At 65.5% G+C, this 18,213-nt stretch carries 22 protein-coding genes and 2 pseudogenes; 8 read left to right on the top strand and 16 right to left on the bottom strand.

Going from position 1 to position 18,213, the window contains the following annotated elements:
• Window positions 1-4 precede the first annotated feature (4 nt).
• On the bottom strand, window positions 5-751 hold the full coding sequence (locus tag ACH438_RS34165; protein WP_397012900.1) for a dienelactone hydrolase family protein: 747 nt from the start codon (window positions 749-751) through the stop codon (window positions 5-7).
• Window positions 752-911: 160 nt separating this feature from the next.
• Window positions 912-1,403, bottom strand: coding sequence for an SRPBCC family protein (locus ACH438_RS34160; RefSeq protein WP_397012898.1), 492 nt, complete (start codon window positions 1,401-1,403; stop codon window positions 912-914).
• Window positions 1,404-1,466: 63 nt separating this feature from the next.
• On the opposite strand from ACH438_RS34160, the gene ACH438_RS34155 reads away from it, so the two are divergent.
• The 3 genes and pseudogenes from ACH438_RS34155 (at window position 1,467) to ACH438_RS34145 (ending at window position 3,412) form a co-directional block, all read left to right on the top strand.
• Entirely contained in the window at window positions 1,467-2,039 is a 573-nt protein-coding gene (locus tag ACH438_RS34155; protein ID WP_397012897.1) for a DUF2867 domain-containing protein, read from the top strand.
• Window positions 2,040-2,891: 852 nt separating this feature from the next.
• Window positions 2,892-3,218, top strand: a pseudogene (locus ACH438_RS34150) (DUF5753 domain-containing protein); the annotation flags it as partial.
• Entirely contained in the window at window positions 3,215-3,412 is a 198-nt protein-coding gene (locus ACH438_RS34145) for a DUF397 domain-containing protein (RefSeq protein WP_397012893.1), read from the top strand. The pseudogene ACH438_RS34150 and the gene ACH438_RS34145, both read left to right, overlap by 4 nt.
• A 152-nt stretch (window positions 3,413-3,564) precedes the next feature.
• On the opposite strand, the gene ACH438_RS34140 is transcribed toward ACH438_RS34145, so the two are convergent.
• Window positions 3,565-4,062: a nitroreductase family deazaflavin-dependent oxidoreductase gene (locus ACH438_RS34140; RefSeq protein WP_397012891.1), complete on the bottom strand. Its 498-nt coding sequence runs from the start codon at window positions 4,060-4,062 to the stop codon at window positions 3,565-3,567.
• A gap of 145 nt (window positions 4,063-4,207) precedes the next feature.
• On the opposite strand from ACH438_RS34140, the gene ACH438_RS34135 reads away from it, so the two are divergent.
• A complete protein-coding gene (locus ACH438_RS34135; RefSeq protein WP_397012889.1) occupies window positions 4,208-4,375 on the top strand; it encodes a hypothetical protein in 168 nt (55 codons plus the stop codon).
• 90 nt (window positions 4,376-4,465) lie between these two features.
• Here ACH438_RS34135 and ACH438_RS34130 read toward each other — a convergent pair whose 3' ends face one another.
• The 3 genes from ACH438_RS34130 to ACH438_RS34120 all read right to left on the bottom strand — a co-directional run bounded on the left by ACH438_RS34130 (window position 4,466) and on the right by ACH438_RS34120 (window position 8,285).
• A complete protein-coding gene (locus ACH438_RS34130) occupies window positions 4,466-5,404 on the bottom strand; it encodes an NAD(P)H-dependent flavin oxidoreductase (RefSeq protein ID WP_397012887.1) in 939 nt (312 codons plus the stop codon).
• Window positions 5,405-5,431: 27 nt separating this feature from the next.
• The gene (locus tag ACH438_RS34125) at window positions 5,432-6,238 is read right to left on the bottom strand and encodes an alpha/beta hydrolase (protein WP_397012885.1); all 807 of its coding nucleotides are present in this window, start codon (window positions 6,236-6,238) and stop codon (window positions 5,432-5,434) included.
• 220 nt (window positions 6,239-6,458) lie between these two features.
• Entirely contained in the window at window positions 6,459-8,285 is a 1,827-nt protein-coding gene (locus tag ACH438_RS34120; RefSeq protein ID WP_397012883.1) for an AMP-dependent synthetase/ligase, read from the bottom strand.
• Window positions 8,286-8,457: 172 nt separating this feature from the next.
• Between ACH438_RS34120 and ACH438_RS34115 the strand changes: the two genes are divergently transcribed.
• The 3 genes and pseudogenes from ACH438_RS34115 (at window position 8,458) to ACH438_RS34105 (ending at window position 10,812) form a co-directional block, all read left to right on the top strand.
• Window positions 8,458-9,606: a PucR family transcriptional regulator gene (locus tag ACH438_RS34115; protein ID WP_397012881.1), complete on the top strand. Its 1,149-nt coding sequence runs from the start codon at window positions 8,458-8,460 to the stop codon at window positions 9,604-9,606.
• A pseudogene (locus ACH438_RS34110) lies at window positions 9,603-9,980 on the top strand (Na+/H+ antiporter NhaA); the annotation flags it as partial. The gene ACH438_RS34115 and the pseudogene ACH438_RS34110, both read left to right, overlap by 4 nt.
• Window positions 9,955-10,812: a Na+/H+ antiporter NhaA gene (locus tag ACH438_RS34105; protein ID WP_397012879.1), complete on the top strand. Its 858-nt coding sequence runs from the start codon at window positions 9,955-9,957 to the stop codon at window positions 10,810-10,812. The pseudogene ACH438_RS34110 and the gene ACH438_RS34105, both read left to right, overlap by 26 nt.
• Here ACH438_RS34105 and ACH438_RS34100 read toward each other — a convergent pair.
• The 8 genes from ACH438_RS34100 to ACH438_RS34065 all read right to left on the bottom strand — a co-directional run bounded on the left by ACH438_RS34100 (window position 10,748) and on the right by ACH438_RS34065 (window position 15,352).
• Complete coding sequence (locus ACH438_RS34100; RefSeq protein ID WP_397012877.1) at window positions 10,748-11,518, bottom strand: TauD/TfdA family dioxygenase; 771 nt, start codon at window positions 11,516-11,518, stop codon at window positions 10,748-10,750. The genes ACH438_RS34105 and ACH438_RS34100 overlap by 65 nt on opposite strands.
• On the bottom strand, window positions 11,515-11,742 hold the full coding sequence (locus tag ACH438_RS34095; protein WP_397012875.1) for a hypothetical protein: 228 nt from the start codon (window positions 11,740-11,742) through the stop codon (window positions 11,515-11,517). Before ACH438_RS34095 ends, ACH438_RS34100 begins: the two co-directional genes overlap by 4 nt.
• A gap of 44 nt (window positions 11,743-11,786) precedes the next feature.
• Complete coding sequence (locus tag ACH438_RS34090) at window positions 11,787-12,218, bottom strand: arsenate reductase ArsC (protein WP_397012873.1); 432 nt, start codon at window positions 12,216-12,218, stop codon at window positions 11,787-11,789.
• Window positions 12,215-12,907 carry an arsenate reductase ArsC gene (locus tag ACH438_RS34085; protein ID WP_397012871.1) on the bottom strand — a complete coding sequence of 231 codons (693 nt, stop codon included), beginning with the start codon at window positions 12,905-12,907 and terminating at the stop codon, window positions 12,215-12,217. Before ACH438_RS34085 ends, ACH438_RS34090 begins: the two co-directional genes overlap by 4 nt.
• Window positions 12,904-13,653, bottom strand: a complete 750-nt coding sequence (locus ACH438_RS34080; protein ID WP_397012869.1) for an aquaporin — start codon at window positions 13,651-13,653, stop codon at window positions 12,904-12,906. The genes ACH438_RS34085 and ACH438_RS34080 overlap by 4 nt, the downstream gene beginning before the upstream one ends.
• Window positions 13,650-14,027 carry an ArsR/SmtB family transcription factor gene (locus tag ACH438_RS34075; RefSeq protein WP_397012867.1) on the bottom strand — a complete coding sequence of 126 codons (378 nt, stop codon included), beginning with the start codon at window positions 14,025-14,027 and terminating at the stop codon, window positions 13,650-13,652. The genes ACH438_RS34080 and ACH438_RS34075 overlap by 4 nt, the downstream gene beginning before the upstream one ends.
• 80 nt (window positions 14,028-14,107) lie before the next feature.
• Window positions 14,108-14,887 (bottom strand): arsenite methyltransferase, encoded by a 780-nt coding sequence (arsM, locus tag ACH438_RS34070; protein WP_397012865.1) that lies wholly within the window; start codon window positions 14,885-14,887, stop codon window positions 14,108-14,110.
• A 12-nt stretch (window positions 14,888-14,899) separates the two neighbouring features.
• A complete protein-coding gene (locus ACH438_RS34065) occupies window positions 14,900-15,352 on the bottom strand; it encodes an ArsI/CadI family heavy metal resistance metalloenzyme (RefSeq protein ID WP_397012863.1) in 453 nt (150 codons plus the stop codon).
• Between the two features lie 97 nt (window positions 15,353-15,449).
• Between ACH438_RS34065 and ACH438_RS34060 the strand changes: the two genes are divergently transcribed.
• Window positions 15,450-15,809: an Rv2640c family ArsR-like transcriptional regulator gene (locus ACH438_RS34060; protein WP_397012861.1), complete on the top strand. Its 360-nt coding sequence runs from the start codon at window positions 15,450-15,452 to the stop codon at window positions 15,807-15,809.
• Here the strand turns inward: ACH438_RS34060 and ACH438_RS34055 are convergent, their stop codons facing one another.
• Together ACH438_RS34055 and ACH438_RS34050 are read right to left on the bottom strand one after the other, a co-directional pair.
• Window positions 15,810-16,352, bottom strand: a complete 543-nt coding sequence (locus ACH438_RS34055) for a DinB family protein (protein WP_397012859.1) — start codon at window positions 16,350-16,352, stop codon at window positions 15,810-15,812.
• Window positions 16,353-16,691: 339 nt separating this feature from the next.
• Window positions 16,692-18,122, bottom strand: a complete 1,431-nt coding sequence (locus ACH438_RS34050; RefSeq protein ID WP_397012857.1) for a carotenoid oxygenase family protein — start codon at window positions 18,120-18,122, stop codon at window positions 16,692-16,694.
• Between the last annotated feature and the right edge of the window lie 91 nt (window positions 18,123-18,213).

The raw sequence follows: 18,213 nt of genomic DNA, 5'->3' as shown, positions 1-18,213 counted from the left end.
TGACCTATGCGACCCCGCCGAGATGGCGTGCGAAGAAACGGGACTGGGCGTCGGGATCGACGCCCAGCATCCGGTTGTGCCTGCCCGGATAGACGTGCAATGACTTCTCCGGTGAGGCGCAGGCGTCGAACAGTGCGAGTCCTGGTTCGCGGGGGATGCCCTCGTCGTCCCAGGCGATGGTGAACTCGACCGGGATGGTGATCTGTTTCGCGGCATCGATCAGGGCTTCGTAGGTGAAGACCGGACCGTAGGAGGCCGCTCTGATGCGGGGTTCTACCGCGGTCAGCATCAGCCCGATCGCGACGCCCAAGGTCATGCCGCCGTAACCGATCGGGGCATCGGGGCCGATCTCCGGAAGTGCCTGCAGCGCATCGATAGTCGCCTGCCACTCCGGTACGGCACGTTGCGCGAGCGAGGTGTTGTATTCCGTGATGAGCGGGCCCATCGGGTCGCCGTTTTCGTGAGCGCGCGCGAATCCCGCACGCGCGGCCTCGTCCTCGGCATCACGTGGCCGGTCGCCGTGTCCCGGCGCATCGATGGCGGCGACGGTATATCCGTTGCCGGTCACCAGACGATGCGCATTGGCCACGAGGCCCGGCGCCTTCTTGTGGATGCCGCCGGTATGACCACTCAGAATCAGGGGTGCGCCGGCAGAACTGGAGGCGGATGACCAGAGCACGCCGGTGATGTCGCCCAGGGTGAAATTGCGTTCGATGACACCGTTCGACGATGTCTCGGAAATGAAATGCATGATGGTGTCCTTTTCGGGATTGCCTTGTGGCTCAGGCGCTCCCGGCGACACCTACGTCGATCGCCCGGCCGTGACGACGGGGGGAGCACCCACAATGGATACAGCGTTCATGGGTCTCACCTCCTCGCGGTGTTTCACGGTCGATCGGCACAGTATCAGTTCACCTGGGCCTCTGCAGGATTCCGCGCAGTAGGCGCACGTAGCGTCCCCAGCGCGCGGGGTGGGCCACCGTGCCGGTGCAGGCCAGCTCGGCGCGGTCCAGGCTGTCTTCGAGGCATGCGTCGTGGAGCCGGCCGATGGCCAGTGGCCAGGTGAGTCGCGCCGCGCCGTGGGTCTTCATCGCGACGGTGTGCCGGAGCAGAGTGTGGTCCTCGTCGACGTCCAGGACGGCGTATTCGTGGAAGCCGTCGAAGCCGCGCGGCCCGGTGAACGTGAAGCGCACCCAGGTTCCGGGGACGTACGCGGTTATGGTGTAGCGGATCGGGCCGTGCCCGCCGATCGCCCCGACCTCGAGGGGGCGGTCGAACTCCATGGGTGGCCAATCGGTTCGCGGCCACAGCAAGTCGTTGCTGCTCGACAGGGTGTCGATCAGCGCTCCCACCTCGCTCTGCTTGGCGGCCAGTAGTCGTTCGTGCACGTTGTAAACGGCCATTACTCCTCCTGGGATCACGTTGTAGAATGATCACTCTACATCGTTCGAAGGGCAGTGTCTGTGATGAAGCTCCCCAATGCCGCGCACACCGAGCGCCCCTGGCGAATCCACGAAATCGCCGGTGACTTCCGGCTCGCGGACGTGTGGGCCTTGGATACGCCCGGCGGCCCCGACGACTTCCCTCGACTTGTACGCCAGCTGGCTGAGGGCAATGACGCACACAGATCGGCGATCGTCCGCGCGCTCTTCGCAATTCGCTGGAAGCTCGGCGAGTTGTTCGGCTGGGACGGGCCCGACGCCGGCGTCGGCTCCCGGGTGCCCACGCTGCGCGACCGACTGCCAGCCGACCTCCGCGACCTACCTGCCGGTCCGGACCTGCACGGAGTTCCGTTCACCTCGGTGTATTTGACGCATGACGAGTGGGCATTGGAGGCCGCCAACGGGACGGTGCACGCAGTGCTGCACGTCGGCTGGGTACCCGACGAGGCGACCGGTCGCTACCGCGGTCAGATGGCTGTGCTGGTGAAGCCCAACGGCCTGTTCGGAACCGCGTACATGGCGGCGATCGAACCCTTCCGGCGCCTGATCGTGTGGCCGTCCATGATCCGCACGATCGGACGCGATTGGCAGAAGTGAGCTGACAGCGGGCTTCACCCCGTTCCGAATGGACTGTCCTTGCACGGAATTGGCCAGGTCCAATTGTTGTCGCGGTGGAGCCCGAGGAGTTGGCGACGAGCATTGCATGAGGCGGGCGAGGGAATGGGGGAGTCGCCTTCGATGCAATTGCGGTGGCGCCACAGCAGGTGTTTCACCATGATCGGGCTGAGTTGGACTGTGGCAGGAATTCGGTAGTGGGACAACGCGGAGTACATGCCGTCACCGGGCTCGATGTCGTCCATGGCGGCGGTGAGTGTTGTGGGCGGGGATACGGAAGAGGGGGCGGTCGCCCGCGACGAGGAGTGGGGCGGCCGGCGCGGGCGGTACTTCGGAGCGGTCGGCAGTGAGCCCCCAAACTGCCGCGACGGCGGCGAGGGAGACGGCGGCTACGGCGGCGAGCAATTGAAGTGCGGCGAACAGCATGGGAATCCCCCTGAGCCGTAAGGAATTTCGGATCACTGAGTGCCGTGGCGACGGCTCGGCCGATGTCGACGCCTGTGCTGGTTCAAGTAGACACCCGAAGCGATGTTCGTAATACGTCCGCAGGCGACAGTCCTCGAAAATACAATGGATGTCCGTGGCGGACGTGGTTCGCCACGGACACCTCATTCGCGGACACCGTTGGATGGCGAGGTTGACGATATGGCCGGATTGGCTTCCTCCCGAAGGCTTTTCGGAGGCTATCTTCGCGATCTGCGCAAAGCGGGCGGCAAGACACATCTTTCGGCGAGTCTGTGCCTAGAGGTATCTCGGCAGGTGATCATGCGGCTCGAGGGTGGGCAGCCGACGGCGTATCTGTCCGAAGCGGTTCTGTGACATGAAGCGGGAGATCGTTCCGTCATGGCAGATCAGCTGCGCTGGCTACTGGAATTGGGCGAACGTGACAACGTCACCATCCGGGTGATTCCGTTCAGCGTCGGCCCACACCGAGGACTGACCATCCAGAGCTTCACGCTGCTTGGCTTTCCCGGTGCCGCTGATGGTTCGAGTGAGCCACCCCTGATCTACCTCGAGGGCGCGATGGGTGCGCTGTACCTGAATCGTGGGGACGTACTCGACCAATATCGAGCGGCGATCTCTGTCCTGGAAGCAGTAGCGTTGAGCGAAGGCGACACGCGAGTTCTGCTGTCGCACAGCGCGAAGGAGTACACGGCGTGACCACGAAACCGCCTGCACACACGTGGTACAAGTCCACTCGAAGCGAAACCTCGAAGCAGTGCGTCGAGGTCTACCACGATGGTGATCGGGTTGGGGTTCGCGATTCCAAGGACCATGCGCCCGAGTTGTGGTTCCGCGGTGAGCAGTGGGATGTCTTCCTCGCCAGCGGCATCTGGGATGGCGACGGATCGTAATTCCCGGCGGCAAAGGCTGGCCGTCATCTGAGAGCAGCTGCGCATTCCCGCCCGGCGGGAATGCGCAGCATCGAAGTAGGACTATGCGGTGGTCACGGACTTTCCGGTCTTTCGAATCGCGTCGAGAACGACGTGTTCGGGCAGTTCGGTTGTCACCGTCGCCTGTATCGGCGAAACGTCGACGGTGGGGTGTCGGGTGGGGTTGTCGCGGACGCGGGTTCGAGGACGAAGACGGGGATCACGCGGTCGGTTTTCTGCTGGTATTCGGCGTAAGGCGGATACGCGGCGACCGCGCGCTCCCACCACTGTGTCTTCTCGTGCCCGGTGATTTCGCGGGCTGTCATGTCCTGGCGTGTGGATCCGTCCTGGAGCTGCACGTGCGGGTCGGACTTGATGTTGAAGTACCAGAGTGGGTGGCGCGGGAAGCCGGCCTTCGAGGCTACGGCCGCGTACCGCCCGTCGTGCTCGACGCGCATGAGCGGGATCTTGCGGAGCTTGCCGCTCAGCGCGCCGCGCGTCGTGAGAATGACGACGGGCAGGCCAGTGTCCCAGAGCGTCGTCCCTTGTCTGCCACTCGAACTCTCGTACAGCTCGACCTGGTCGCGCACCCACTGCGCCGGGCTCGGCTCGTACTCACCTTCGAGAGGCATCGTGGTCACCCTGTCGGATCAGCGCGGGCACCGCACGTGGCAGTGAGTGAGGCCCTGCTGGCCTTGCCCGATGTGCGGGTTCACTCCCCAGGAGCGGTTCGGATCGCCGGGGCCCTCGTCGGGTGCTTGCGGGTCGGATCCACCTATGCAGTTGTCGGTGTCGCACCAAGTGGTGGGAGCTATCTTGATCGCGGGCGTGGCCGCGGTGGCTGTGCCGACCATGCCGGTCAGCAGCATTCCTGACAACATCAGCGTCATGGCGGCGTTTCTCAGGATTCGGTTTGCAGGTACGCGCTTCGGGATCGCACAGTGAACGGTCATTTCTCTGCCTCTCTCAACGAGTGGGGAGTCTCCCCGGGCACCAACCTGATCGACTGTGCGCGTGCCACCTTTCAAACGGATTTCAACAACCGCGCCGCCCGAAAGGCTCGAATTCCTTTCTGGTTCGTTCGACCAGTTCGGCGACGGTGAGCACGTCGTGGACGCCGCCGGTGGAATGGCCTGCGCTGTAGAGGTCGCGCCAGGCATTGGTGATGTGGGCTTGTGAGAGGAGGTTTCCGATGGCAGGGTCGTTGTCCTGCAGTGCTTTCGGGTCTATTCCGAGGGCCTGGATCGATGGGGTGAGCATGCTGGTCGGCAGGCCGGTGAAGGCGGGGGTGAGGGTGATGTCGTCGAGGGTTGCGGCGGTGACCATTTGTTTGTGGCCGTCGGGGGCGAGGCTTTCGGTGGTCGCGAGGAATTTGGTGCCCATGTAGGCCAGGTCGGCGCCGAGGGTGAGGGCGGCGCGGAGGGCGATGCCGTCGCTGATGCCGCCGGCCAGAACCACTGGCCCGTCATAGAATTCGCGCACCGAGCGGACGAACGCAAATGGGTTGGCCCAGCCCGTCTGCCCGCCTGCGCCGGCGCTCAGCAGGATCAGGCCGTCCACTCCGGCGTCGATCGCGCGGTGGGCGTGGCGCACCGAGGCGATATCGGCGAAGACCAGCGATCCGGCTCGATGCAGCGGCTCGACGACCTGGGCGGGCGAACCGACCGACGTAATCACCATCTCGGTGGGCTGCTCGAGCAACACCGCGAGATCCTCGCCTAGACGCGCATTGCCCGGATGCACGATCAGATTGGGTGCCACTGCGCCGGAGTCGGCGGGGCGCTCGGCGTGGATGCGGGTCAGCCAGGTCGCAAGTTCGGCGCTGGTGCGGGCGTTGGCAGTGGGGAACGCGCCGATCACACCGGCCCGGCAGGACGCCAGTACGAGGTCCGGTCCCGAGACCAGGAACATCGGGGCGGCGATCAGTGGCAGGGTGAGCCGCTGCCGGATTTCTTCGAAAGGTGCCATCGTCATGTCGGACTGTCCTCCACGATTGTTGTGCTATCCGGCATTCTGTCGGGTGCGCGCCTCGATCGCATCGACAAAGACTTCGACGCGGTCGAGTGCGGCGCGGGCCTCGGGCAGTGTGTGGTACCCGAGTTGGAAGACGTGGAACATGCCCGGCCAGATCTGGACTTCGCAGCTGCCGCCCGCGGCGCGCAGTGCTCGGCCGTAGTACGCGGAGTCGGCGCTGAGCAGCTCATTCGCTCCGGCCTGCAACAGGATCGGCGGCAGGTCGGGGCCGACGGCGGTCGCGACCGCGAAGCGGGGGTCGGTGGGGTCGGCGGTGCCCATGTAGAGGCCGACCAGTTTTCGCAGCGTCTCCAGGGTCACGACCGGGTCGCTGGCGACCGGATGCTGTTCGATCGCTTGCCATGTGGGATCCACCAGCGCGGAGAATCCGATGATCGCGCGGGGCTGGGCGATACCGAGTTCTCGTAGCTGGGCGCATAGCCCGAGTGCCAGGTGTCCGCCCGCGGAATCACCGGCGACGATGATGTTGCTGGACAGGTGGCCTTGGTTCAGTAGCCACAGGAATGCGTTGAGTGCGTCGTCCTGCGCGGCCGGGAATCGGTACTCGGGTGCGCGGCGGTAGGTCATCGAGAACGCCGGACGTTCCAAGCGCCGCGACAATTCCGACACCAGAGCGCGATGTGTGCCCGGGCTGCATCCGACGTAGCCACTGCCGTGGATGTAGAGCAGCAGCGGCTCGCCCGGCACCGGCGTGTGACCCAGCCACTCGCCGTGAACTCGCCGGCGCGGTCCTTGTTCATCGATGACCTTGCGAGGCAGCCTTTTCGCCCCCACTTGCCCGAGTCGACATACCGCTCCCATCGCCGCCCGTGCCAGCAGGGCACCGCTGCGGTTCGCGGGCGCGATCGTTCCGCCCGCGCGCAGTGTGCAGGTCAACAATGTGCTGTACAGACGTCCCGCTCGGGACGGCGCCGAAGGCCACAGGTCGGCGCTGACCGTGTCACCCATCAAGGCTGGACTCCGAATCTCTCGCTGGGGCTGGATGTTTCGACTCTCAGGAATTCACGAGCCGCTGATCCGGCGTGGTCGGAATTCCTTCGTAGAGCTCGTCGATATGGCGTGCGTATTTGGCGGCGATCGGTTTGCGTTTGAGCTTCATGGTCGGCGTCAGCTCGTCTCCGCCGGGCAGCCACTCCTCGCCGAGGATCGTGAACCGCTTGATCTGCTCGACGCGGGCGAGCCGGGTATTGGCGGCCTCGACCCCGGTGGCGATGGCGGCGCGAATCAGCTCGTTGTCCGCCAGTGCCGACAGCGCTGAGTCGGCGATGCCGTGCGTGCTCGCGAAGGCCGCCGCGGCAACGGGGTCGAGCACGATCAGCGCCACGTTGTACGGTCGTGCGTCGCCGATCGCGACGGCCTGCCCGATGAGCGGATGTGCGCTGGTCAGGGCCGCTTCGATATTGGCGGGCGACATGTTCTTGCCTGCCGCGTTGATGATCAGTTCCTTCTTGCGGTCGACAATGCGGACGTAGCCGTCGGCGTCGATCTCGGCGATATCGCCGGTGTGCAGCCAACCCTCGGCATCGATGGCTTCTGCGGTCTTGTCCGGTTCGTTGCGATATCCGCGCATTAGTAACGGGCCGCTGACGAGCAGTTCACCGTCGTCGGCGCAGCGCAGTTCCACGCCGGGCAAAGCGGTCCCGACCGTGCCGATCTTGGCTCGCCCGCGCGGATTGAGGGTGGTGAGACCCGAAGTCTCGGTCATGCCCAGCGCCTCGACGAGGCCGATTCCCAGAGCGGTGAAGAATTCGAGGACCGCCACCGGTGTCGGCGCCGCGCCGATGAGGATGTATTGGCAGCGGTCCAAGCCCAACGTCGCCCGCAACTTCGCGAACAACATTCGATCTGCCAACTGCTGCAACAGAATCAGCGCCGGGTTGAGGTCTTCACCGCGCTGCTGGGCGCGGACACGGTCGATCGACAATGCGAGCGCGCGTTCGAACAGCACCCGCCGCACTGGGGAGGCGGTGGCGGCCTTCGCCTCGATGGCGGCCTTCGCCTTCTCCCAGACTCGCGGAACACCACCCCAGTAAGTGGGCCGGACCTGCGGCAGCACGCTCATGACCGTGCTCATATCGGCCACGCTCGTGATCGTGGCGCCGGCCAGCATCGGCCAGTAGTGGAAGCCGAAACGCTCGGCCAGGTGCGCGGCCGGCAAGAACGAGATCGAACTCTCTTCCGAACCCGGATAGTCCGCGGCGAACTCCTCCAGTCCACACAGCATTGCCAGCTGCGAATCATGGGTGATCTCAACACCTTTCGGAGCACCCGTGGTGCCCGAGGTGTAGACGAGAGTGAGCAGGTCGGCGCCGGTCACCGCCTGCCACGTGGCCTCGAAATCGAACCCCGGATCGGCGGCGGCCGAAACCTCCGCCACCGTGATGGCATCCTCGGCCGAGCCCTCGACGAGCACGATCCGCTCGATCGCCGTACCCGCCCGAGCGGCCCGCAACTGTGCCAGGAACCGCGGCTCGGTCACCACGATTCGCGCTCCCGCGTTCGCACAGACACCGCTGATCTGCTCCGCGGTGAAACTGTTGTAGATCGAGAACGGCACGGCGCCCAGATGCATTGCGGCAGTGTCGAACAAGTGGAACTCGGGCCGATTGGTGAGCATCAACGCCACGGTGTCGCCGCGCCCGACGCCCAGCGCGGCCAAACCCGCCGCCAGCGTGCGGACCTGTTCGGCATAGCCGCCCCAGGTGAGTTCGGTCGAACCGTCCACCGTGCGCAGCGCGATGCGGTCACGATGCGTGACGACGGTGCGTTGGAAGGCTTCACACAGGGTCGTCACGTGCGTCAGCGGCGTTGCCGGCCTCACTTGTTTCCTCCCGCAGAACAGAGATGTTGTCGATGTGTCCAAGCGGATCCGCCGGCCACAGTGCCGATACCCAAGGATCGTCGAGTAAAAGCGGTACCGCTATGGAGCGGCCATCGAAGTTTCCACGTCGGACTTTGTCTCTGAGTCCAAAGAGTGGTTACGCTTCGAAGCTATGAGCAGCGATTCGTCCGGCCGCAGCAAGCTGGTCGCCGCGGTGTGGGGAGACCCCGAGGCGCTCTTGGCCCGGGCCTTCGATCGCATGCGCGCCGAACTCCCCAGCTATGCCCGCCTGGAGCTGACCGAACTGGTGCCCTACGGGCAGCGCACCCTCGCTCCGCTGATGGAAGCCATCACCGAGGCCCGCGCGTTCACCGACGCCGAAGTCGCCATCCTCGTCGCACACGGACACGCCCGTGGCCGGCAAGGCATTCCGGTGACCGACATGTTCCAGGGCTGGCGCCTGACCATCCGGGGAATCGCGGAAGACACAGTGACGCGGGGACGTTCGGCCGGATTCAGCGACAGCGAACTGCTCGAGCTCAACAACGATCTGGTCGAGATCACCGACGCGGCCATCCTCGCCATGGCCCGCGGCCATCACGCCGCCGAACTCGAACTGACCCGCCACGACCAGCAACACCGCGCGGACGTGGTGCGCGGCGTACTCTTCGGCACCCTCACCCCGGCCGAAACCCGTATCGAGGTAGAACGTTTCGGCCTCGACGCCGACCGCGAGTACCGCGCCCTGCGTGCCCGCCCCAATGCGGAGTTCCCCGCCGACCGCCTCATCCTGCGGCTCGAACAAGCACCCGACGGCACCCGCCCCCGCAGCCTCCTCGCCATCATCGACGGCGATATCGCGGGCTTCGCCGACACCGCACCCCCCGGCGACATCGCCGCCGCCATCGGCATCGGCCCCGCAGCCCGCCCGGACCGCATGGAACCCTCCTTCCGCTCGGCCACCCGCGCCATGACCACCGCGGACGCCTTCGGCCGCACCGGCGTCCACGACATGTCCAGCCTCGGCCTACTCCCCGCCGTACTCGCCGACAGCGAAGTCGGCACCGAAATCCTCCGCCGCTACGTCACCCCCCTCGGCGACAACGACAGCGCCGCCGCCATGCTCGACACCCTCCGCCACTACATGCGCAACGGCCTCCGCATCGACCACACCGCCGAAGCCATGCACCTGCACACCAACACCATCCGCTACCGCCTCCGCCGCTACCAGGACCTCCTCGGCATCGACCTCACCGACCCACCCCAACTCCTGGAAGCCTGGTGGGCAGTACAACGACTGACCGTGCAGCACCCCGAATGAGCGCTCGATTGCCGCGTCGCTGGCTGGGTTCGGAGTTCGCGCAGGGGACCGTGTTGCTGACCGCGACGGTGGCGGCGCTGGTGTGGATGAACTGCGCCGGGCACTCGTATGCGGCGGTGTGGGGAACCGAGTTCGGTTGGGAGCGGGCCGGTCTGCGGTTGAGCGCGCGCGGATGGGTCACCGACGGGTTGATGACGGTGTTCTTCTTCGCTATCGGCTTGGAACTCAAACATGAGCTGACGCACGGGCGGCTGGCGCATCCACGGCAGGCGCTGGTCCCGGTGCTGGCGGCGATCGGTGGCGCGGTGGTGCCCGCGCTGGTGTTCGTGGCGATGACGCGGGGGACCGATGCGGTGGCGGGGTGGGGTGTGCCGATGGCGACCGATCCGGCCTTCGCAGTCGGGGTGCTGGCACTGCTGGCGCGTTCGTGCTCCCGCTGGGCTGCGCGCATTACTGCTGGCGATCGCGACCGTCGACGATGTCCTCGCCGTGGTGGTGATCGCGGTCGGGTATGCGGGGAAACTCCGATGGGGGTGGCTGGCTCTGGCTGTGGCCGGATGCGGGCTCGTAGTGGTGCTACGCCGCCTAGGGGTACTCGCGTTCTGGCCTTACCTGCTGGTCGGCGCACTGGTGTGGTGGGCGACGCTGCACAGCGGCGTGCACGCCACCATCGCCGGCGTCGCCCTGGCACTACTGACCCCCGCCGCACCGATGGCTGGCCGCCCGGTCCTGCCCGACCTGCTGTGTGTCGTGGCACCGTTGAGTGCGTTCGTCGCAGTCCCGCTATTCGTACTAGCCAATGCTGCTGTCCCACTTGGACTCTCGGCACTGAGCGACGCGGCGCACGCCCGAGTGACCTGGGCCGTCGTGATCGCCCTGGTGCTGGGCAAGTTCATCGGTGTCGTGGCCACGATCGGCCTGACGGTCGCCGCCGGGGCGGGACGTCTCCCGCCCGGCATAGGCCCACGTCAGGTAACCGGTCTCGGCTGGATCGCCGGCCTCGGCTTCACCGTCGCCTTGTTCGTCACCGAACTCGCCTACACACGACCGCAATTGGTTGAGCACGCCAAGATCGGTGTTCTGGTTGCTTCCGTCCTGGCCGCTACTGCCGCAGCAATCACCCTGGCAGCCACGGACCGCCCTACTGACGTGGTGGTATCCCGTCGCGGAGCATGTCTTCGACCGTGGCGAAGGTGTGGGCGGTGAGCCAGAGTCGGAGCAAGTGGCGGCGCTGAGCGGGGTCGTCGTGATCGGCGTATGCCTCGCGGCAGTGCAGGATTTTGGCGTTGTTGAGGATTTGCACGTCGCCGGGGGCGAATTCCATCGGCAGGTAGAAGCGCGGGTCGTTGGCGGTGTCCTCGAGGGTTTGCATGGCTTCGAGTTGCTGGTCGGTCAGGGGTGGGACGTCGGGGTGGCGTTGGGCGTCGCGGATGTACCAGCCGATGTAGAAGATGCGTGGTGTGCCGTTGATGTCGTGGATCGTGGGCAGTGTGAAATACGGTGTCTCGCCCGGTGATTGCTCGTCGTTGCGGTCCCAGTGGAACGGCCGGCGGAGGACCTCGATGAGGTCGGGTCGGTGCGCGAGGATGTGGTTGTAGACGGCCAGGGAGCTGGCGATGCGGCTCTGGCCACCGGTTTTCGCGGTCTGTAGGCAGAGCAGTCCGACCAGGTCGGAGCCGTCGGTGTGGAAATCCTGGCGTTGATTGGTGGTGTAGAGACGTACGGCGGGGCTGGCGCGCGGGATGTGCTCGTCGCGAACATGTCCGAGCAGGTCGCCGGCCGCGTTCTGGCTCACCGGCGTGCCCAGGTGCAGACCGAGGCCAACATAGGCGAGTTCGGTTTCCGCGGGTGTCAGCAGGTCGTGGGGGAACCGGCGGATCAGCACGAAAGCGCGGCCGTGAGCGAGAGTCATGGTCCATTCGTGCAGCAGCGCGGCAAGTCCGGGAAGCGGGAAGCCGCCACGATGCAGAGTCGTGGTGGTCGAACCTGCGGCCGCCGCGGCCGGGCGGCCGCGGCGATCTCCTCGCGATGGGCTTCCGTGAGTACGGTCGTCCACTGGGCTGGGTCGGTGACCAGGTCACGGCCGAGCCACACGGCCGGCGACTGCACTGGCTGGTACGGGGTAGCGGCAGTCATCGGGAACTCCTGGTCGAGATGTGCTGTGGGGGCGGCTGGCTGGTTCAGGACGATACGGATGTGTGCGCGTCGCCGGTGGTGAGCAGTTCGCTGATGAGTTGTTCTACCCGCTTTCGGATTTCGTCGCGGATGGGCCGGACAGCAGCGACGCCTTTGCCTGCGGGGTCGTCGAGTTTCCAGTCGCGGTAATCGACACCGGGGAAGTACGGGCAGGTGTCCCCGCAGCCCATGGTGATGACGACGGTGGAGGTCTGCACTGTATCGGGCGTGAGGATCTTCGGGGTCTGCGTGGTGATGTCGATACCGAGTTCGGCCATGGCTTCGACCGCTGCCGGGTTGATGGCCTCGGCGGGTTCGGTTCCGGCGGAGCGGACTTCGATGGCGTCGCCGGCGAGGTGGGTGAGGAGGCCTTGCGCCATTTGGGAGCGTCCGGCGTTGTGGACGCAGACGAACAGCACGCTCGGGGTGGAGGTCATTGTAGGGGTGCGCCTTTCAGCGGGGCAGGGATGTCGAGCTCGGCGAGCAGGGTGCGGACGCGAGTTTCGATCTGATCGCGGATCTCACGCACGACCGGCAGCGCTTGCCCGTCGGGGTCGGGCAGGTCCCAGTTCTCGTAGCGCCGCCCGGGATAGATGGGGCAGGCATCCCCGCAGCCCATGGTGACGATGACGTCGGCGGCGCGCAGGATTTCCTCGGTCCAGGGTTTGGGGAATTCGCGGGCGATGTCGATGCCGATCTCGGACATGGCTTCGATCGCAACAGGATTGATCTGCTCGCCCGGCTCGGAGCCGCCCGACCAGGCGAGTGCCGCGTCCCCGGCAAGGCGGGTGAAGTGGCCCAGTGCCATCTGGGAGCGTCCGGCGTTGTGGGTGCACAGGAACAGCACGGTGGGTTTGCCGGTGAGTGCTTTGCCTTCGACCTTGGCCAGGGCTTGCAGGCGTTGGCGGGCGAAGCGCTCGGCCAGCAGCGGAAGGAAGTTGAGAACCGTTGCGCGGGCGGCGAACTGGTCGGAGGAGGAGTGCAGGAACTTCTCGATGGTTTCCACGCCGAATATGTCGGCGAACTCGTCCTGCAGTCGCGCGGCAGCGGTTTTGAGGGCGAGTTGCTGATCGACGGTGAGGTTGGCGTTGACCTGGCCGGGCAGGGCGGCGGGGTGGTCGGTCATGGGGTGCTCCGGGGATCGGTGAGCGGGTTTTCGGGTTGCAGGTGGGGTGCGACGATGTTCTGCGCGGGGACCGGGTCGGGGTAGATGAGCCCGATCACGATGAGTCCTATTGCTGCGCCGACGATTTGGGCGGCGATGAACGCGGGCACGGAGGCGGGTGCGATGCCGGCGAAGGTGTCGGAGAAGATCCGCCCGATCGTGACGGCCGGGTTGGCGAAGCTGGTGGAGCTGGTGAACCAATAGGCCGCACCGATGTAGGCGGCGACGGCTGCGGCCGAGAGGGCAGCGCGGCCGGTGCGGGCGAGGGCGAAGATGACCGCGATCAGCCCGGCCGTGGCGACGACCTCGCCGACGAGGTGTCCGGTGGTGACGCGGTGGTGGGTGGAGATCTGGGCGGCGCGCTGGTCGAACATGATGTTGGCCAGCACGGCCCCGGCGATGCCACCGAGGATCTGTGCGCCGATATAGGAGCCCAGGTCGGCGAGGGAGAGGCCGGTGCCGCGGCGGCGGCCGGCCAGCCAATCCGCGGCCGAGACCACGGGGTTGAAGTGCGCGCCGGAGACCGGGCCGAACATCAGGATCAGAATGCCGAGCCCGAACACGGTCGCGGTCGAGTTCTCCAGCAACTGCACCCCGACATCGCCGGGAGATAGTTGCTGGGCCGCGATACCGGAGCCGACCACGACACACACCAGCAAGCCGGTACCCAGGAACTCCGCGAGCAGACGCCGCGTCAACGCCGTCATCGCAACACCCCGTCAGGGGAGGTGATGTCGAGCAGTGTCGAGAGTTGTTGCAGCGCTGCGGGTTCGACGCGGTAATACACCCAGGACCCGCGGCGTTGACTCGACAGCAGTCCGGCTTCACGCAGCACCTTGAGGTGATGGGAGATGGTGGGCTGGCCGACGTCGAATCCGTCGGAGATGTCGCAGACGCAGGCTTCCTGGCCGGTGTGGCTGGCCACCAGTGACAGCAGGCGCAGCCGCACCGGGTCCGACAACGCCTTGAACACCGCTGCCAGCTCGGTGGCGGCCTGCGGGGTCAAGGGTTGCCGGGCCAGGGGCGTGACCTCACACAAGGGTGAGGTCACGTCGGTCAGCGGAAGCTCTTGATTCGACACTCATCGATATTGATGGTCATCGAATCCAAGGGCAAGCAAACAGCAGATGAACGAGGCCAGGTTCGCCGTGCTCGGCGCGGCTACCGGGGTTTGGTCGCCTTGACGATCGCCGAGTGCATGCCCGCGGCCACCTCGTGGGTCGCGGTGATCTCGATGGCGGTGAACCCCGCAGCGGTCAAACCCGCACGGTATTCGGCGGAGGTCAGCGCCCCGGCAATGCACCCGACGTGACTCCCGCGTTCGCGCCGATCCTCGGGTGTCAGGTGGTCCTCGGCCACGACGTCGGTGACTCCGAACCGCCCGCCGGACCGCAAGACTCGGAAGGCCTGCGCGAACACCGCCGGCTTGTCGACCGAGAGATTGATCACGCAGTTGGAAATCACCACATCCACCGCGCCCGCCGGCAACGGGATGTCCTCAATGGTGCCCTTCAGGAATTCGACATTGCCGGCGCCAGCCTTGCGTGCGTTGGCCTGGGCGAGAGCGAGCATCTCATCGGTCATGTCGAGGCCGTATGCCTTGCCTGTCGGGCCGACGCGGCGTGCGGACAGCAATACGTCCAGGCCCGCACCCGAACCCAAATCCAGCACGACATCACCGAGCGACAGCTCCGCCACGGCAAGCGGATTGCCGCACCCGAGGCTCGCGGCGATTGCATCGTCAGGGATCTCTTGCCGGTCGGCCACCGAATAGAGGTGCCGGCCGAACCCGGCCTCATCGAACCGTACTGTGCCGCTACCGCAGTCCGCAGGACCGCAACATCCATCGTCCGAGATCTGTGCTGTCTCGGTGAATTGTGTTGCCGCGCTGGCATACCGCGCTCGCACGGCCTCCTGCAAACGGTCCTGATCGTTATCCATGGCGGCGGCTTCCTACGCGGTGCCGCAGCACGGCGCTTGCTCGCCGTTCGGCATGGAACCGGTATCGGCGAGGGCGACTTCCGGTGTCACGCCGAAGGTTTCGCTATCCGCCAGCACTGTGTATACCTCCCAGCGCTCTGCGTCGGGCGCGGTGACCCACACCTTGTCCTGGGTGACGAAGCAACACGTGGTGGCGATCTGCTCCTCGGTGAACAGCCCCGCTTCCGAGAGTCGGGCGATCTCGCCGTGCACATGCTCGGAGGTTTCGACCTCCACGCCGAGATGATTGATACTGCCGCCCTGGCCCGGATTCTCGAGCAGTACCAGCTTCAGCGGCGGCTCGGCCACGGCAAAGTTCGCATAGCCGGGCTTGCGCTTGGCGGGCCCGGTTCCGAAGAGGGTCGAATAGAACGCCACGGCCCGATCGAGGTCATCGACATTGAGGGCGAGCTGAATACGGGACATGAGAACCTCCACTTGTGAGACATATGTCGAAGAACTTGCAGGATCAGTCTCGGCCACTACTTCGACATATGTCAAGAAGGTGGGTAATGTCGATCCCATGCCCAAAGCGCTACCCGTCATCGACATGTCCGCCCCGGTTTGCTGCTCACCCGTAGCCGCCGGGCCGATCGACGATGACGCCGCCCTGGAAGTGGCGCTGCGGCTCAAGGCGATCGCTGACCCGGTGCGGGTCAAACTGATGTCCCTACTGCTCACCACGTCACTCGGTGAGGAGAACACCGGTGTCCTCGCGACGACAGTTGGACTGGCCGAATCGACCGTCAGCCATCATCTCGGTCAACTGAAGAAGGCCGGCCTGATCGAGTCCGAACGCCGCGGCATGAACATGTATCACCGCGCCCGCCGCGACGCGCTATCGGCGTTGTGCCTGGTCCTGGACCCCAATTGCTGCACCTGATCACAGTTCGTGAACGCCGGTGACTGTCAGCTGTTTTCGGTGATGGTCGTAATGCTGCCCGGGATAGCGGTAGATATCGGCGAGGGTCATGTAGTTGTGGAAATACGGGTCCCAGCGATCCGGATATGGCATTCCCCGCCCGAAGTCCGCCTCGGAGTCGCGTCGCAGTGATCGCTGCAACGAGGCGATCGCGCGGTCGAGCTTCGCGCCCATCCTCCGGCGGTTGTAAATCCGCGCGGCGACTCGTGATCCATAGAAGTTGATGACATCGAACGGTGTCGTCGCGGTGTTGAGGAAGCGAACGTAGCTGCGGCCGACCCCGGTCGGCAGTCTGCCGAAAATGCGCAGGAGTGGAAGCAGCTTCTGGGCGATCATGTACCCGAATACCATGTGGAACAACAGCTCCTCATTCGTCCAGCGGGTTCCATTCGTAGGCGCATTCCACTCACCGTCGGCCGTGGTGTCCAGTAGCTGGTGAAAGTCGATTCGCGCCCGCTCCAGATCCGCCACCAGTTGCTCGCGGTCGATCTTCGGCTGCGACATCACTTCACCTCGATCCGAGTGCAGGATCCGCTCCATGTACCGGTAAGCATGCGCTCGCTCCAGCGGTGCGGGGCTGATTCCGGCACCCGCCCCATCGCTACTTTGTGGTTAAGATCGCGGTGAGTCGGGCGATCCCTGCATGGAGGTGACACCATCAGCAATGTCTTCGCTGTTCTCGTGACTGTCCTGGTCGTTATCGCCGTGCTGGCGTTGTGCTGGCTGATCCTACGGTCTGTGCGCGCGGGAGCGGTCCATATCGATGTCGAGCCCAAGCCTCCCGCGCCCACACAGGATTCCGCGAACGAAACCAAGTGATCCTCGTTCGATCGGCGGTGGACGCTACTTACCTGCGATGCGGTGGGTGAAGGTGCCGTGGAATCCCCACGGGATGTGATGATCGAGCCATGCGGTGGCCAGGGGGCCGTGTTCGAGGTCTCGGGCGTCGAGAATGATGAGCTGGGAACGGTTTTCGGCGAGGTTGTGGTTGAGGGTGAGTAGCCAGCCGTCGTCTTCGGCGGCGTCGGGGGTGCGGGGGATGAACAACGGCTCGCCGACCGAACTGGCGCCCAGGTCACAACCGGTGACTTTGCCGGTGTGGTGGTCGACCTTGACCACGGCGTTGAAGAGGCCGGCGGGGCCGCCGGCGCCGGCGAGGTAGCTGTAGTGGTGTTCGCGGGTGCCGCGGCGCCAGTCGTATTGGGGGAATTCGCCGGAGCGGTCGGTCAGTTCGCGTTCGATTACGGTGCCGGACTGGGTGATTCGGTATTGCATCAGGCGGGAGGTGGGGAATTGGGGGGTGCCGAGGTCGGTGCGGTTGACCATGCCGGTCATGCGGCGGACTTCGTCCCATTCGGTGTCCAGGCGGACCAGTTCGACGACCACGTCGTTGCCGTCGTCGTAGGCGTTGGTGAGGTGCAGGTGGAGGAGTGCTTCGTGTTCGACGATGCGGGGGCGGCCGCCGTGTTTGGGGACCAGGAGGAAGCGGGTTCCCTTGGCGCGCTTGAATTCCAGGGAGTCGATGAACGAGTCGGTGGCCAGGGCCAGTTTGAGGATGTTGGGGAGGATCGGGTCGAGGACGAAGACCAGGTAGCGGGCGGTGAGTGCGAAATCGTGGTTCCACGGCACGTCCAGCATCGGGATCGATGCGACGTTGTGTGCGCGGCCCGCGCGGTCGAGGCGGTAGGTGCGGATTCTCGGGGTGGGGAGCACGTCCAGGCCGAAGTTGTACATGTCACCGGTGACCGGATCCCACTTCGGGTGTGCGGAGAATGCGCCCAGGAATCCTAGTTTGCCGTCGAAATCGGTGGGGCCCACGGTGTCCAGGGTGTCGGGGTCGATGCGGTACGGGTTGCCCATTTCCCATAGTGCGAGTAGTCCGCCGTCGTAGTTGACGATGTTGGTGTTGGCCACGTTCGCAGGGAGGCGGCCGATATTGGCGAGCAGTCCGCCCGGAATCTGGTCTCCCACACCGCGATAGCGGATCCGGTCCGAACGCTGTCCGTGCTGGAAGTGGCGGGTGCGCACGTAGCGGTTGCGGAATCGCACCGAGGTTCCGTCCAGGGCGAACTGGGAGATCATGCCGTCGCCGTCGAACACGTTGTGCAGCAATGACTGGCCGACCTGGTGTTTGCCCGGGCCGATCCGGTACAGGGTGCCGCGGAGGTCCTTCGGGAGCCGGCCGTCGATCTGTTCGATGCGGTAGTCGAGCTCGTCGAGCAGGGGAGCAGTGACCTGGTTGTAGGCGGTCGTGGTGGTGCGAGTGCTGGTCATCGCGGATTCTCCCTTGAATCGCTAATCTGATGACGACTGTCATCTGATGACGTATGTCCGCAAATGTAGAAGGGTGCCTAGAGTGTTGTCA

Source organism: Nocardia sp. NPDC020380 (assembly GCF_044386975.1).
Classification (GTDB): Bacteria; Actinomycetota; Actinomycetes; order Mycobacteriales; family Mycobacteriaceae; genus Nocardia.
Note: the sequence above shows the minus strand (reverse complement) of the source record. Positions and strands in the feature narration are given on the sequence as shown.